Below are 14,831 nucleotides of genomic sequence, written 5' to 3'. Positions count from 1 at the left end.
CATTTTTTTAATTAGATTCATAGTCACCTTTGATTTTAAAATAGGTCCCGCGAATCGTACCAGCCAGTGTTGACTTTTGACGGGCAAACTTGAAGCCCAATGCTTCAAGCTCGGACGGCACCGGGGCATCTTCAGCTAATTTGATGCCCACTGCCCGCTTTGATGCCTGTGTCAAAGGATATAAGACATTCAACGAAAAGCCTTCAGCATAGAAAACATGCACCCACCTTGTTGAGCCACTGCCTTCAACATCAACCACATTCTCAGAAATTTCAAGGGGCGTGGCCGCAAATTCCAAGCCGCGTTCACTTTTGATCAGCATCCGATACCAATCAAATAGGGCTGGTTTTTCAGCAATCGGGTACACCACGAACGGCACCTTAAACTTATTCCAGAAATAACGGGCTTCATTAGCTCGTAATCCGGCGAGTTGTTTTGCAAAGGGGCTGTCCTCAAAACCAGTCGTTGCAACTGTTTTAAAATCCACTTGATATGCCATATACTGCTCCCAAACTGTTTCCCTTATTTTAGCATGCTTGGCGCCGACGCACAGCAGGTTTGCCTAACGCATCGTCGCCCAATAAAATAAGCTTCACTAGCACAAAAGAACTAATGAAGCCATGGTTTTATAGCACTTGCGAGAAAGATTCAGGTGGCATGTCATCTACATTGGCCACCATCCGGATGTGCTGCTGAAAATTATCAAAAATCACCGGCGCATCCCCACCATATTCACCGTCCAAATTAATCATGACTTGCATGTCATTCGTTGGCTTGATTTCAATGTGTTCGGTTTTTACATACACCAAATTTGGATCGTCGATATGCCGACCACCATTTAACACTTCAGTAATTAATGTAATGATTTCGGGTAACTTCGTTGTTTTGACAATCAACAGTGTGAATTTACCGTCATCTAACTGTGCATCCGGGACGATCGATTCAAAGCCACCAACTGAATTGGTCAACGCCACGAAAAACATTGACGCAATCCCGTTATATTCCCCATCATCGTACTTCACATGTAAGTGCATTGGTTTGACTTGGGTGATTAACTCGGCACCTTTGACCACATACGCGAGGTAACCATACATTGTTTTTAGCTTAGAGGGGACAGAGTAAGTTAATTCCGAAATGGAACCACCCGCCGCGATATTAATAAAATAAGTGTCATTGGCACGACCGACATCCAACAACGCTGACTTTCCTTGCAGCACCACCTTGGCTGATTCGAGCGGGTCTTCCCGTGGAATCCGCAATGCCCGCGCATAGTCATTCGTTGTACCAGCCGGGATAATCGCTAACATCGGCCGTTTTTCTAATGGCGCGATGCCGTTGACAACTTCGTTAATCGTACCATCGCCACCGGCCGCTACTAGAAGATCAAAGCCAGCTTGTGCCGCACGACGCGCTTCATTCAGGGCTGAATTTGGCGCTGCAGTTGTGGCAAACGCTGAGGTTTCATACCCTGCTTGTTCGTAGACGTTCAAAATATCCACCAAATCACGACGAATTGCTTCGCGACCTGATGTGGGATTATAAATAATTCGTGCTCGCTTACTCATGCGCGCCCCCTATTTTTCCATAGTAATCACTTAAATATTACCATATCTTCCTTAACCGATACAAAAAGAAAACGGTGATAAAAATCACCGTTTACGTCCAACATATTAGCTATTCATCTCAGGCTCATCAAAAAAGGTGTTAATCATCTCTTCGACCATTTCCCACTCTTCTTCAGTTTCGATTGGTAACAACCCATTTTCAAGCGCTTCACTCGTTAAAGTTTCATCAAAAGCAAAGGCTTGAATTTCATCGTCATCATCTTCAACGGCCCGATATAACACAATATAAGTCTTATTAAACTTCGTGTCTTCTACAAATCGGAAAAGTTCCGTGAAGACAAACTCTGCTTCCGTCTCATCATCTATCAAGGTAAACGTTACTTGATCGCTCATGTCGTGACCTATTCCGCTTCGTCTAGGTATTGGTTTAAATGTTCTTCGACCATCACCCATTCTTCATCGTCTTCGATTTGTTCCAAAGAACCTTCTGTATCGGCTTCATTTGGATCAAATGAGAATGCCAAAACATCAACATCGTCTTCGTCCCCAGCTCCAGCGGGATACATCAAGATATAATTTTTATTGTACTTGTCCTCCTCAGCAAAAGTGAACAATACTTCGTACAATTGCTCTTTTCCCTTTTCATCAACCAAAGTGATCAAATCTTGTTCTTCATTCATGGTATTAACCTCATTATCTTTAACTTTATAGCACCTTGGTGCCTGTAGCTTCTATTATCTAATAAAACCCCGCTGGTGTCTATTAACCAGAAGGGTTTCATCCTTAAAATTAATTATTTGGCGCCTTAAAAATCATCACCTTACTCAGTATATAATTTGAAATGATCACGAACCCATTTTGGATCACATTCCAAATCAAGTCGCTTTGATGCAACATGCTGACTCCAAATGCTAAAATACCAAAACCAATCAAACCCGTGACGAGACGAGCCATAAAAAATTGCAGCATCTCTTTGATAATCGCACTCGCTTGGTGCGCTTGCGAGGCAAAAACCCAGATGCGATTCGTAATATAGGCAAATAAGACCGCGGCAATCCACGCCACGACATAAGATACCTGATAGGGTGACTGTAATTCATGCATGCCCCAAAAGACAATGATATTCACCACGGTCGTGAGCACCCCAAAAACAAGGTACCAAAAAACTTCTCGATATTTACTGTATAACGTTTTAATCATGACGGCCCCACTCTATTTTCTTCTCCGATAACTTTAACTTGTTCCGGAGGAGTTTGCAAGCAACAGAAAAGCTCAAACGAGCGGATGCTTGTTTGAGCTTTTCGATATTAATCAAAAGTCATGCGTGTTGAACCACCACTGGTCAACAAGGGGCCTTTACGATCAAGATAATTTTGCAAAATGAGCTCAGCCGCCAATTTATCGATCACCTGTTTACGCTTTTTACGTGAAATATCAGCTTCTTCAATCAACATGCGTTCCGCTTCGACTGTGGTTAAGCGTTCATCTTGATAATCAATTGGCAAGCCAAACGTTGCCTTTAACAAGTCACCATAAGCCTGGGAAGCTTCTGCACGAGGGCCTAACGAGTTGTTCATATTCTTGGGCAACCCCAGCAGGAAGCCAGCGGGTTGAAACTGTTCAACCAATTCCTTCATCCGATCAATGCCAAACTCTTTTTCGTCTTCGTTGATACGGATAATTTCCACTCCTTGAGCGGTCCAGCCCATTGGATCGGATACTGCCACTCCAACCGTCCGTGAACCGACGTCTAGTCCTAATATTCTCACTTCTTTAAATAATCCTCCACCAATGCCTCAATAATTTCATCGCGTTCGTAACGGCGAATCAAATTACGGGCATCATTATTACGAGGAATGTATGCGGGATCGCCTGAGATAATGTATCCAACAATTTGATTGATTGGATTATATCCCTTTTCTTCCAAGGCACCGTAGACGATTTCCAATGTCTGGCGGATATCGTTATCCTTACGGCCAAGGTCAAAAACGGCTGTGTTATCAATTGAGTCACTCATGTCGTCTACCCCTCTTATTCTGAAATTAAATACAAATCCTTCTCTGGCTCTAATTATACAACAATTTCTTAATAAAAAATTAATAAAAAGTGCCAATTACATGAAAGGTTTGTCATAATAAACTACTTAGCTGCCAACCAAGTAACCGCTTGCGCAAAGGCCTCTTGAATACCAGCCGGATTCTTACCACCAGCTTGGGCCATATCGGGACGACCACCGCCGCCACCACCAACCGCAGGGGCAATGGCTTTAATCAAATCCCCGGCTTTCACCCCAGCCGCGATGGCCTGTGGCGCCACCGCTACAAGTAAGTTGACCTTTTCACCCAAGTTCGCGGCTAACACCAAAACATCTGATGGTTGGTTTTGCTTCCAGTTATCAGCGGTTTGACGCAAGGCATCCATTGATTCAACCGCTAATTCAGTCGTAATGTATGTGAAGTTACCAGCGGTTTTCACATCATTGAAGGCTGACTTAGCTGCTTGACTAGCCAATTTAGCTTCCAATGAGGCCACTTGCCGTTCAGCCTCTTTCAGTTGTGCTTGCAAAGCTTCAATCTTATCGCTCACTTCTGAGAGTTGTGGGGCCTTCACCAAACTAGCCGCATTTTTCAACAAAGCATCATGGTCCTTGACATAATTCATGGCACCTTGACCAGTTACGGCCTCAATCCGACGAACGCCCGCACCCGTACCTTGCTCAGAAACGATCTTAAACATACCTAACTCGGCCGTCGTCTTAGCATGGGTGCCACCATCAAATTCGATATTGAAGTCCCCAATTGAAACGACACGCACCTTTTCACCGTATTTCTCAGTGAAGACCGCCACGGCCCCGAGTTGCTTGGCCGACTCGATATCGGTCTCAATCCATGAAATTGGCAAGTTTTCGATAATTTTAGCGTTGACCAAATCTTCAACTTCTTGGAGCTTAGCTTCTGAAACCGCCCCGTTGTATGTGAAGTCATAACGCAATAGTTTATCATTCACCAATGAACCGGCTTGGGTTGTGTGTTCACCCAAAATATTACGTAACGCTTGGTCAAGCATGTGCGTTGCGGTGTGGTTCTTTGAAATAGCCGCATGATAGGCCAGATCAACATCCAAACGATAGGTTTCACCCACCTTCAAAGGACCTTGGACATCCAATGTGTGCAAGTGTTGCCCATTTGGTGCGACTTGCACATCAGCTACCGTTGCCACAATGTCACCAGCGGTATTCGTCACCGTACCCTTATCAGGTACTTGACCACCCATTTCAGCATAGAACGGCGTGATATCAAAGATGGCTTGGACCTGACCAGTTTCAGCCACATTAACTAATTGATTATCAGCAATGATATTTTCCAATTGCGCGGCTTCAACGGACAATTCTGACCAACCAACGTACTTTGAAGCGGTCGTTAAGTCAGTCAATAAGGCATTTTGAACCCCCATTGAGGATGCATTGCCACGGGCAGCCCGGGCCCGTTCTTGTTGTGCTTTCATCTCGGCATCAAAGCCCGCCCGATCTACCGTTAACCCAGCGTCAGTGGCAGCCTCTTCGGTCAATTCGTAAGGGAAACCATACGTATCATACATCTTGAAGGCAATAGCGCCAGCGATGATCCCATCCTGAGCCTTTGCATCAGCCATCACGCCGTCTAACAATGACAACCCATCTGACAATGTCTTATTGAAACGGGCCTCTTCAGCTGTCACAATTGATGCAATATAGTCGGCATTTTCTTGCACTTCTGGGTAGTATGAATGCATAATTTCACCCACCACTGGTACTAATTGGTTCAAAAATGGCCCATTGATCCCCAACTTGCGGCCGTGCAAAACAGCCCGTCGTAACAAACGGCGGATAATGTAACCCCGACCCTCATTTGAAGGTAAGGCGCCATCCCCGATCGCGAAAGTCACTGACCGGGCATGGTCGGCAATAATCTTAAATGAAATATCCAGCGTGGCGTCTTCACCATACCTAGCCCCTGATAACTCTTCTGTCTTGCGGATAATTGGCAAGAACAAGTCAGTTTCAAAGTTAGTGGGCGCATTTTGGAAGACAGAGACTAATCGTTCAAGGCCTAACCCAGTATCAATGTTTTTATGTGGCAATTCTGGGTAAGTCGCGTTATCGGTCAATCCTGGTAAATGGTTAAACTGTGAGAACACGATGTTCCAAATTTCCAAGAAACGCTCATTGTCCCCATCTGGGTAGTTTTCCTCAGGATGCTCAGTGTTGTTCCATGCTTCGCCTCGATCGTAGTACAACTCCGTGTCTGGTCCAGAAGGTCCTTCACCGATGTCCCAGAAATTATCGTCATTTTCGTAAATATGTGATGGGATCATACCGACTTCCAACCACTTTTCCTTGGCAACTGTGTCGGCCGGATAAACCGTGACGTACAGCTTTTCTGGATCCAGGCCATACCATTCTGGGCTCGTCAATAATTCCCAGGCCCAAGGAATGACCTCGTCTTTGAAGTAATCACCGATTGAGAAGTTACCCATCATTTCAAATAGGGTATGGTGGCGTGCGGTGTGTCCAACATTTTCAATATCGTTGGTCCGTAATGCCTTTTGGGCATTGGTAATACGGCGATTTTCAGGAATGACAGTGCCATCGAAATATTTCTTCAATGTTGCGACACCTGAATTAATCCACAATAATGATGGATCATCTTTAGGAACTAATGATTGTGATGGGACGATACTGTGACCTTTGCTTTCGAAAAATCGCAAGAACATATCGCGAATCTCAGCAGATGATAGTTGCTTCATCTTTATAAAACCTCTTCTTTTAAATAAATTAAAAAAGCAACCCCTTGCTAGTAAAGACGCCTACACGCGGTACCACTTTACTTGCAATGGATTACTCTCATTACCTCTTTAACTGTCGCTAACGCTGACCCACGGTCCATTTTCATGAACAAATATACGGGAGCACTTAAGTTAGTTTTGCGTCATTTGCACCACCATGACGTCGCTGATTGTCCAACTCAACTTAAACATATCCGTGCCCTAAGTATAACATATCAACCAATTTTGATTTTTGCAGTGATGTTACAAATCAAACAGACTGCGCCGTTAATATGTGCATAGTCTCACCGCCAACAATCACCTCATCGCAGATGTCTAAGAACAGGCCATGCTCAACCACGCCGACTTGGTTGGCTAACCAATCCGCTAATACCGCCGGTTGGTTAATCTGTGCCACATGCAAATCAATAATATAGTTGCCGTTATCCGTCACCAAGGGTTGCTGATCAGATGCCCGGCGCAAAACTGGTTGTAACTGGGCTCCCGTAAATAGTTGCATCAGGTGTTCAACGCCATATTGCACTACTTCAACCGGCAACGGGAAGCCTCCTAAGACATCACAAACTTTTGATTCATCAACAATCCAAATATTACGTTTTGAATTACGGGCGACAATTTTTTCAAACAATAAGGCCGCCCCACCACCTTTGATGCCCTCAAGGTGTCTGTTAACCCGATCAGCGCCATCTATGGTTAGGTCAATTTGATCAACCTCATCAATATCAACAATTGTCATTCCTAAACGTTGCGCTAACTCGGCAGTACACTTTGAAGTTGTAACACCTCTGATTGGTAGTCTTTCCAACTGTACCCGTCGCGCTAAAGCCTCCACGAAATATTTGACAGTAGAACCAGTGCCAAGGCCGACAACCATGTCAGCGTGTACTAAGGAAGCCGCATATTCCCCAACTTGTTGTTTTTGCGCGTTCACTTCCATCATCACAACCTCCCTGCAGTCAAAACTTCTTGCCGCGTCGGAATCGACTTCATCGCACCCGGTCTCTGAACTGTAATAGAACTAGCCCGCGATGCATACTGGATGGCATCGTATTCATTTTTCAAATCTGATCGTAATTCAGCTACCATGGCCCCAATAAAGGTATCACCAGCTGCCGTTGTATCGATGGCCTTAACTGGGAAGACGGGTACCATGCGGCTTGCATTATTCAACCCGGTAAAGACACCGGCTTCACCCAATGTAATCACCGAACGTGGAATCATTAGTCGTTGCATGGCCGTACGAATGGCACACAAATCTGCAAAGTTTGTTGAAGGAGCTGCCCCAACCAAAGCGGCTGCTTCAGTCTCATTTGGAACAATAATGTCTGTGCATGCTAGAATTTCTGGCATGATATCCGCTTGATTAATAATAGGCGCCGGGTTTAGTAATGTTTTGGCACCATATTTTTTTGCCAGATAAAAGGCTTTTGCAACCGCCGTTTGTGGCACTTCAAATTGGGCAATCACAATATCTGCTTGAGCAATTAAGTGTTCACTAGCCACGACATCATCGGCATTTAATTCAGCATTAGCCCCACCGAAAACCAGAATGGTATTATGGCCATCGGCTTCAAGTAAGATTGTTGCGGTACCGGTAGCCACTGATTTCGTCACAATGCCTGAGACATCAATATGTTCTGCCGTTAATGTTTCGCGAAACATCTGCCCAGCTGCATCATCCCCAACCGCCCCAATAAAACTCACGTGAGCTCCTTGGCGGGCTGCCGCGACGGCCTGATTGGCCCCCTTACCGCCGAGATTGTTTTCCCGTCCTGCGACTCGTACGGTTGCCCCCTGCAACGGTAAGCTGTCAATCTTTTCAACGACATCTAAATTAAGACTACCAATCACGACAATGTTTTTCATAATACTCCCCCAAGTATCCCTATCTAACTTAATTTCATTTAAAGGTAAATCGTTTCCGTAAAACGTTTTACAATATAGAATATAAGCGTAATCATTCCAAAATGCAAGCGCTTTCTTTTTGGGGAAATCACTGTAAACAGTGTGAAAACAAATAAAAAAGCCTAATCTGCGCTTGCAAATTAGACCTTTCACATTATTTATTTTGTCGACTCGCGTTCGACTAACTTCACGGCCATCATTTCGGTGACCAAGTCGGCCTGAGGATTTTCCAGCCGATGAAGGACTAAATCCAACGCCTTTTGGCCCAATTGCCATACTGGTTGCGTCACGGTGGTCAATGAGGGGATGACAAATTCCGCATAATCAGTATTATCGTAGCCGACGACACTGATGTCCTGTGGCACACGTACGCCCAAGTCAGCTAACCCGCGGAGCACCCCAATAGCCAATTCATCATTGACGGCAAACACGGCTGAGACAGCCGCTTGGTTAACCTTCTCGGCTACAGCCAGGCCACCATGCTTTGAAAGTGTCGTTTCAAACGTCACTAATTCATATGGCCAGTTCTGCATAAAGCCCCTAATCCGCTGAGTCATATTGTGAGTCAGCAGTGATGGCCGCACTAGGGCCACCTTTTGATGGCCTTGTCGCGCTAATAATTCAGCTACCAACCGACCACCTTGAGATTCATCGGTTGTGACAATATCCGTTAAGCCTAAATCTTCACTTTGATCCAGCATCACCGCCACGACGCCACGACGTTTTACAAATTGAATCACTTTTTCAGCATGTGGGATAGGGCGTGCAATAATTAACCCATTGACCCCCCGTTCCACCAAAGCGGTGATACTTTCTTCGACCATATCATCAGCAGCTGATTGAAAAATCAAATCAACGTCCCGACCGCCGTGCGCTTGAATACTTTGCATCAAATCGGCGAAAAATGGATTACGTAAACTAGGCACCAAAATGCCAATCATGGTTTTTTGGGTCCCCCGCAATCCTTGCGCATTTTTATTGGGGATGTATCCCAGTTCATCACGCGCCGCGATCACCCGATCGATCGTTTCTTGTGGGAAACGGTCACCTTTATTATTCAAAATAAGGGAGACCGTCGTTGGTGAGACACTCGCTAATTGGGCAACGTCTCGAATTGATGCTTTCGGCATGATTTCAGTTCCCATTCCTTTTTTGTTTGTAAAACAATTTACCACAACCAGCCTTGGAATGCACCGCTTTGCGCAATTTTCCCAAATAAAAAAGTTGCCACAACTGCGCAATGGCCGTGTGACAACGTTTGAACTATGAGTATCATAGCCTTAATTTAGTAGATATGGAAATAGTTCAATAAGTCGGGGATCGTCAGCTGGGCTTTATCCTGACCAGTGACATCCAGCGTAATCTGGCCATCATTCATGATTAACAAACGATTACCATAGCGAATGGCATCCTCCAAATGATGGGTGATCATCAACGCCGTCAATTTATCTTCTTTAATGCGTTGATCAGTTACGGCCATCAGCTGTTCACTTGTTTTTGGATCAAGCGCCGCTGTATGCTCATCCAGCAACAATAGTTTGGGCCGCCGCCGGGTCGCCATAAGAAAGCTTAACGCTTGGCGCTGACCACCTGAAAGGTCCCCTGTCGCCATATCCAAGCGCGTATCTAGACCGTTACCCATGGTGGCCGCCACCGCAGCAAATTCGGCCTGCTTTGCAGCCGATAAGCCCCGATTTTTCAGACGCCGGGTTAACCCACGCCGCTCTGCTAATAATAGATTTTCTGCTACGGTCATGCGTGGCGCCGTGCCTAACTTAGGATCTTGAAACACCCGCGCCAAAAAACTTGTCCGCGCCGTTTCATCCATTTTGTTGATGTCCTCACCATTTAGTAGGATTTGACCACTTGTAAGCATCAAGGTCCCGGCAATGACATTGAACAGGGTCGACTTACCTGCACCGTTGGACCCTAAGACGGTGATAAAGTCACCCTCTGAGATTGTTAAATTCACTTGATTCAAAATAGTCTTTTCTTCGGCAGTCCCCTGATTCACAGTCACCGTGGCATCAATTAATTCTAAAATCGTCTTAGCCATGTGCCTTCACCCCGTTCTTAAGAATGCGTTCCAAATGAAACAGTTTGCGCATCCGTGGTAATAACAATGCTAGCCCCAAGATAACTGCACTAAACAGATTCAAATCATTGGCGTTGAACCCTAAGGCTAGCACGGCCACCAAGACAAACCGATATAAGATTGATCCAATCACAATCGTGATCAACCGATCAGTTAGACTCATTTCATCGTTAAAGGCCACCTCGCCAATAATGATTGACGCCAAGGCCACGACAATGATACCAATCCCCATATTGACATCAGCAAAGCCATTATTTTGGGCTACTAATGATCCTCCTAGGGCAATTAACGCGTTTGAAATCATCAATCCCATGTTAGTCATACGATCCGTATTGATCCCCATTGATCGGGCCATTGAGGGGTTGTCACCGGTGGCAATAAACGATTGCCCCAGTTCCGTTTGCAAGAAGAGCGCGGTGCCAATCGTAATGATCGTAATCACAATCAACCCCACCAAAATGGCTGGAAAATTCTTGGGTAAAAAGTCGAGGGTTGGCATGTTAAATAAAGTGATTTTACCCAACAGCGAGCGGTTCGCTTGCCCCATGATGCGTAAATTGATCGAATAGATGGCCGTCATCGTTAGAATGCCGGCTAACAAAATGGGAATCTTCCCCTTTGTGTACAAGAAACCGGTCACTAACCCCGCCAGCGCACCCGCTGCCGCTGCCGCCAGTGATGCCACCACTGGATTCAGACCATTTGCGATCATCGTCACGGCCACCGCCGCCCCCAATGGAAATGTTCCCTCAACCGTCATATCAGGGAAATCCAAAATTCGAAATGTCAAAAATAGTCCAATGCCCAGTGCCGCCCAAAGTAGCCCTTGCCCAATTGCCGAAATAATTACGCTCATGTTACTTCACCTCACTTTTCACGAACTTTGCCTTGGCAGCATACTCTACTGGAATATGAATACCTAACTTGGCAGCCTGTGCCTTATTAATAACCAAGGTACCCTGCTTCATAAATTGAACCGGCATCGTCTTTGGCTTTGCCCCTTTTAAGACTTTGGCAATCATCTTACCCGTCATGATACCGATTTGCTTTTGATTGATCGACTCAGCGGCGACCCCACCAGCTGCAACCATTGTATCCACTGTTGGAAATACCGGGACGTTGGCCTCGTCGGTATTCTTAATTAAGGTCGTCATAGCCCCCGCAATGGTGTTATCAGTCGGTACGAAAACAGCATCAACATTGTGATTTTGGACCATTTGCAGCGACGTTTGGTTCAAATCATTTGATGAGGCAATTGAGTATAGCTTAACTTGCAAATGGGCTTGCTTGACTAATTTTTCGAATTTCTTGGCTTCAGTTGTTGCTGAATCATCAGATGAGGTATAAATGATCCCCACCGTTTTTAAATCAGGCATTAATGCACGCATCATCTTCAAATGTGCTGCCAGCGGTGCCTGGTCAGAAACACCAGTGACATTGCTACCAGGATGCGCGTATGTCTTAACCAACTTAGCACCAATCGGATTGGTTGAAGCTGAAAAAATGACTGGTTTCGCTTTGATCGTATTGGCCACTGCCACCGCTGCGGGAGTGGCAATACCAACTGAAACCGCTGCATCCTCATCTTCAAAACGCGTGGCCATCGTCTTCAAATTCGACTGATCGCCTTGCGCATTTTGAAAATCAATTTTAACCGTCCGACCAATTTGATAACCGCTATCTTCCAAACCTTCACGCAGGCCTTCATAGATGGCATCCAGCGCTGGGTGTGACATAAATTGCAAAACACCCACCGTCGGGACATTCGCGACACGCGTTTCCGTCATCTTTTCAGCGACACCCGTTGCCACCAAGGTCCCTGCCAGCAGTACTAAGGCCCCTAATACTTTTTTATTCATTCCCTATGTCCCATCATTTCTTTAGTTTTGACAGCAAGCGATTTTAGCGAACATTCATGTGATATTTTAAATAATAAAAAGATCTACACGATAACTCATGTAGACCTTCCGCAATGCCCTCAAGCAGTCACAATTAGTTAAAATATTTCAAAACTGATTCAATCGCGGCATTCGCAAAAATGACGCGTCCATGCTCAGCCAACACTTCCGCTGCCACTGGTGTTAACGTACCAAATTCACGGGCAATGGCCGTGATGTTGATTAATTCATCCTTTGGTAGTGTGGTATCTAATGTCAATTCGACAAAGTACTCACTGTGGTATTCAATCAACATTGAATCTTCAAAGACATGCTTACCACGTAAAGCTTGGGCTAGCTGAATAACCATTTCAAAATCCGCAAACTTCAAGATAACTGGGCTAATCGTCTTTTCAACGACATTCTCAGGCCCACCCGTCACTGAGGTAGCATCATTGACCCGATTGCCGGCCTTTTGGCGTGGCCGCTTGGGTTGGTCATCGCTGGTATCATGACCGAGCAATTGCTCTAGCAATGTATCCGTCACATCATCCTTAGATTCAACATTATCACGATCACCCATGATGTTTTCCATCATATCCGTCATCAGATTATTATTTTCGACATTCTTAGAAATGAACAATTCTAAGCCATTCCGATTTGGCAGTACTTGGAATGTGACTGCTTCGTTCTCAGCAAAATCATTATCAACATCCACTTCCTCCAAAATTGAACGGAAGAATTTTTCAATTTCTTCTTGGTTTCCCAATAGATCGATAACAGAAATACTACGGTCCGCCAGGTCATCATTTGTGACCAGCACGCGAATCGTATCATCATTAATGCGTTCCATCTCCATAGGGAGTACCTCCTTCGCCCAAATCGAGCTTATTTCAATACACCATTATAGCATATAGACCAGCTCTCACAACTGTTTACGCCCTACGATCTGATAAATTAAATACCAAAAATCGTTTTATCTAGTTTACAGAACTAGATAAACGGATTATGATAATACTAATTTAACCAGGAGCTAATATATCATGAAAGAAAATCCAGCTAATATTCGCCATAACATCTTATACGAAGTCCTCAATGCCGTGACCCACGGTATTGGCACCCTTGCCGCAATTATTTGCGCCCTCTTTATGGTGTATCAGGCATTTACGCATCATCTCTCGGCAATGAGTTTCACTGCCATTATTATTTACATCATCGGTGTCATCTCATTTTTACTCGCATCAACGCTATTTCACTCATTGGTCTTCACACGGGCTGCCAAAATCTTTCAGTTCTTTGATCATTCGTTCATCTATTTCGTGATTCTCGGGACATATACCCCCTACACCTGGATCGTTTTGCATAATACGACCGGTTATGTCATGTGGGGTGTGTTGGCATTTTTAACAGTCGCTGGTTTAGTCTATGATTTGTTTTTTGTCGGTCGCTGGCCTTGGCTATCGGTCACAATCTATTTAATTATGGGTTGGATTGTCATCTTTGCCCTACCAGAATTCTGGCGTGCCCTGTCACCAACTGCCTTTTGGCTACTCTTCGCTGGTGGTGTAACCTACTCCGTCGGCACCATTTTCTATATGAATAAACGTATTTTTCTCGGTCACGTTTGGTGGCATCTCTTCGTCCTAATTGGGACTGGCTTGATGTATGCCAGCATTTACCTCTCAATATTCTAAGCAATGCCGCTCCCATTTCTGTTACAATGGGTGACAGAAATAATTATGAGAGGTTTTTTCTTCAATTATGGAAAATACAATGAAACGAATATTAGGCGCGACCGTTATTTTAATCGCCATCATCGCTGTCATCGCCAGTGTTAACTTCACCATGCAACAGCAACATAGCCAGCGAGCCGCCTCGGTTGCCACCTCCAAAGCGCGGGCTGCTAAGGCTAGTCGCAAACATGCCGAGTCTGTCTCTGAAAAGCGGGCCGCTAGTCACTCCGCTGCTGTTGCTTCAGCTGCTAAAAATATCAACAGCGCCACTGCTTCAACTGAGTCAGCGTTAATCCAAGATTCGACTTTTGCCGAAAATCTGGAAAGTGCGCTGTTAACTAACACAGCGATTAAAAAAAAGGTGACCATTCAATCTATCTTGGTTAATGGTTCTATTGCCACAGTGACATTTAAGGACAACACTGCTTTGCAAGACTTAAGTGCTTATCTAAATACCTATGCACAAGCAGCCACTTTGGCACTGCAAGCTACCAAAGATACCCCAGTGAAAACCATTCGCATTGCCCGGCAACTTGCCGGTAACAACGGCTCGCAATTTGGGGTAGCCACTTCATGGAGCGGTGATCAATTGAAGCATGGTTTGACATTATCAGCTGATCAAATCGACTATGTCACCTTCATCAACGCTGCCAGTCGTTATCAGTTCGCGGAATCCGCCATTTATAATTCATTTGATACGACAACCAAGAATAAGTTCAAGAATTTAGTTGCCGGTGGCCTTGCCAAAACTGACAATAACTTCACCACTTGGTTTGCTAGCTCCATCACCACAACTAATTCAACTTCAAGTTCTTCAAGTAAAAAATAATAT

17 protein-coding genes are annotated in these 14,831 nt (G+C 44.9%); 2 read left to right on the top strand and 15 right to left on the bottom strand.

Going from position 1 to position 14,831, the window contains the following annotated elements; genetic code table 11:
* Window positions 1-7: 7 nt before the first annotated feature.
* From WSWS_RS01615 to WSWS_RS01545, 15 genes are all read right to left on the bottom strand, one after another.
* Window positions 8-499 (bottom strand): phage tail protein, encoded by a 492-nt coding sequence (locus WSWS_RS01615; protein ID WP_070229625.1) that lies wholly within the window; start codon window positions 497-499, stop codon window positions 8-10.
* 127 nt (window positions 500-626) lie between these two features.
* Entirely contained in the window at window positions 627-1,565 is a 939-nt protein-coding gene (locus WSWS_RS01610; protein WP_070229624.1) for a diacylglycerol kinase, read from the bottom strand.
* Window positions 1,566-1,670: 105 nt separating this feature from the next.
* Entirely contained in the window at window positions 1,671-1,958 is a 288-nt protein-coding gene (locus WSWS_RS01605) for a DUF1292 domain-containing protein (protein WP_070229623.1), read from the bottom strand.
* 8 nt (window positions 1,959-1,966) lie between these two features.
* Window positions 1,967-2,245, bottom strand: a complete 279-nt coding sequence (locus tag WSWS_RS01600; protein ID WP_070229622.1) for a DUF1292 domain-containing protein — start codon at window positions 2,243-2,245, stop codon at window positions 1,967-1,969.
* Between the two features lie 109 nt (window positions 2,246-2,354).
* On the bottom strand, window positions 2,355-2,765 hold the full coding sequence (locus WSWS_RS01595) for a GtrA family protein (protein WP_070229621.1): 411 nt from the start codon (window positions 2,763-2,765) through the stop codon (window positions 2,355-2,357).
* Window positions 2,766-2,872: 107 nt separating this feature from the next.
* On the bottom strand, window positions 2,873-3,334 hold the full coding sequence (ruvX, locus tag WSWS_RS01590) for a Holliday junction resolvase RuvX (protein WP_070229620.1): 462 nt from the start codon (window positions 3,332-3,334) through the stop codon (window positions 2,873-2,875).
* Window positions 3,331-3,582: an IreB family regulatory phosphoprotein gene (locus WSWS_RS01585; protein WP_070229619.1), complete on the bottom strand. Its 252-nt coding sequence runs from the start codon at window positions 3,580-3,582 to the stop codon at window positions 3,331-3,333. Before WSWS_RS01585 ends, ruvX begins: the two co-directional genes overlap by 4 nt.
* A gap of 122 nt (window positions 3,583-3,704) precedes the next feature.
* Window positions 3,705-6,350, bottom strand: a complete 2,646-nt coding sequence (alaS, locus tag WSWS_RS01580) for an alanine--tRNA ligase (RefSeq protein WP_070229618.1) — start codon at window positions 6,348-6,350, stop codon at window positions 3,705-3,707.
* A 289-nt stretch (window positions 6,351-6,639) separates the two neighbouring features.
* A complete protein-coding gene (rpiA, locus tag WSWS_RS01575) occupies window positions 6,640-7,329 on the bottom strand; it encodes a ribose-5-phosphate isomerase RpiA (protein ID WP_070229617.1) in 690 nt (229 codons plus the stop codon).
* A complete protein-coding gene (gene rbsK / locus WSWS_RS01570) occupies window positions 7,329-8,255 on the bottom strand; it encodes a ribokinase (RefSeq protein WP_070229616.1) in 927 nt (308 codons plus the stop codon). Before rbsK ends, rpiA begins: the two co-directional genes overlap by 1 nt.
* 197 nt (window positions 8,256-8,452) lie before the next feature.
* On the bottom strand, window positions 8,453-9,424 hold the full coding sequence (rbsR, locus tag WSWS_RS01565; protein WP_070230799.1) for a ribose utilization transcriptional repressor RbsR: 972 nt from the start codon (window positions 9,422-9,424) through the stop codon (window positions 8,453-8,455).
* Window positions 9,425-9,579: 155 nt separating this feature from the next.
* Window positions 9,580-10,350 (bottom strand): ABC transporter ATP-binding protein, encoded by a 771-nt coding sequence (locus tag WSWS_RS01560; RefSeq protein WP_070229615.1) that lies wholly within the window; start codon window positions 10,348-10,350, stop codon window positions 9,580-9,582.
* Entirely contained in the window at window positions 10,343-11,245 is a 903-nt protein-coding gene (locus tag WSWS_RS01555) for an ABC transporter permease (RefSeq protein WP_070229614.1), read from the bottom strand. The genes WSWS_RS01560 and WSWS_RS01555 overlap by 8 nt, the downstream gene beginning before the upstream one ends.
* Window position 11,246: 1 nt before the next feature.
* Window positions 11,247-12,248: a tryptophan ABC transporter substrate-binding protein gene (gene trpX, locus WSWS_RS01550; RefSeq protein ID WP_070229613.1), complete on the bottom strand. Its 1,002-nt coding sequence runs from the start codon at window positions 12,246-12,248 to the stop codon at window positions 11,247-11,249.
* A 133-nt stretch (window positions 12,249-12,381) separates the two neighbouring features.
* On the bottom strand, window positions 12,382-13,125 hold the full coding sequence (locus WSWS_RS01545; RefSeq protein ID WP_070229612.1) for an adaptor protein MecA: 744 nt from the start codon (window positions 13,123-13,125) through the stop codon (window positions 12,382-12,384).
* Window positions 13,126-13,309: 184 nt separating this feature from the next.
* Between WSWS_RS01545 and trhA the strand changes: the two genes are divergently transcribed.
* Both trhA and WSWS_RS01535 read left to right on the top strand, forming a co-directional pair.
* Window positions 13,310-13,960 (top strand): PAQR family membrane homeostasis protein TrhA, encoded by a 651-nt coding sequence (gene trhA / locus WSWS_RS01540; RefSeq protein WP_070229611.1) that lies wholly within the window; start codon window positions 13,310-13,312, stop codon window positions 13,958-13,960.
* 79 nt (window positions 13,961-14,039) lie between these two features.
* Entirely contained in the window at window positions 14,040-14,828 is a 789-nt protein-coding gene (locus WSWS_RS01535) for a hypothetical protein (RefSeq protein WP_123773680.1), read from the top strand.
* Window positions 14,829-14,831 lie beyond the last annotated feature (3 nt).

This window comes from Weissella soli (genome assembly GCF_001761545.1).
Taxonomy (GTDB): Bacteria; Bacillota; Bacilli; order Lactobacillales; family Lactobacillaceae; genus Weissella; species Weissella soli.
This window is presented reverse-complemented; position numbering and strand designations above follow the sequence as displayed.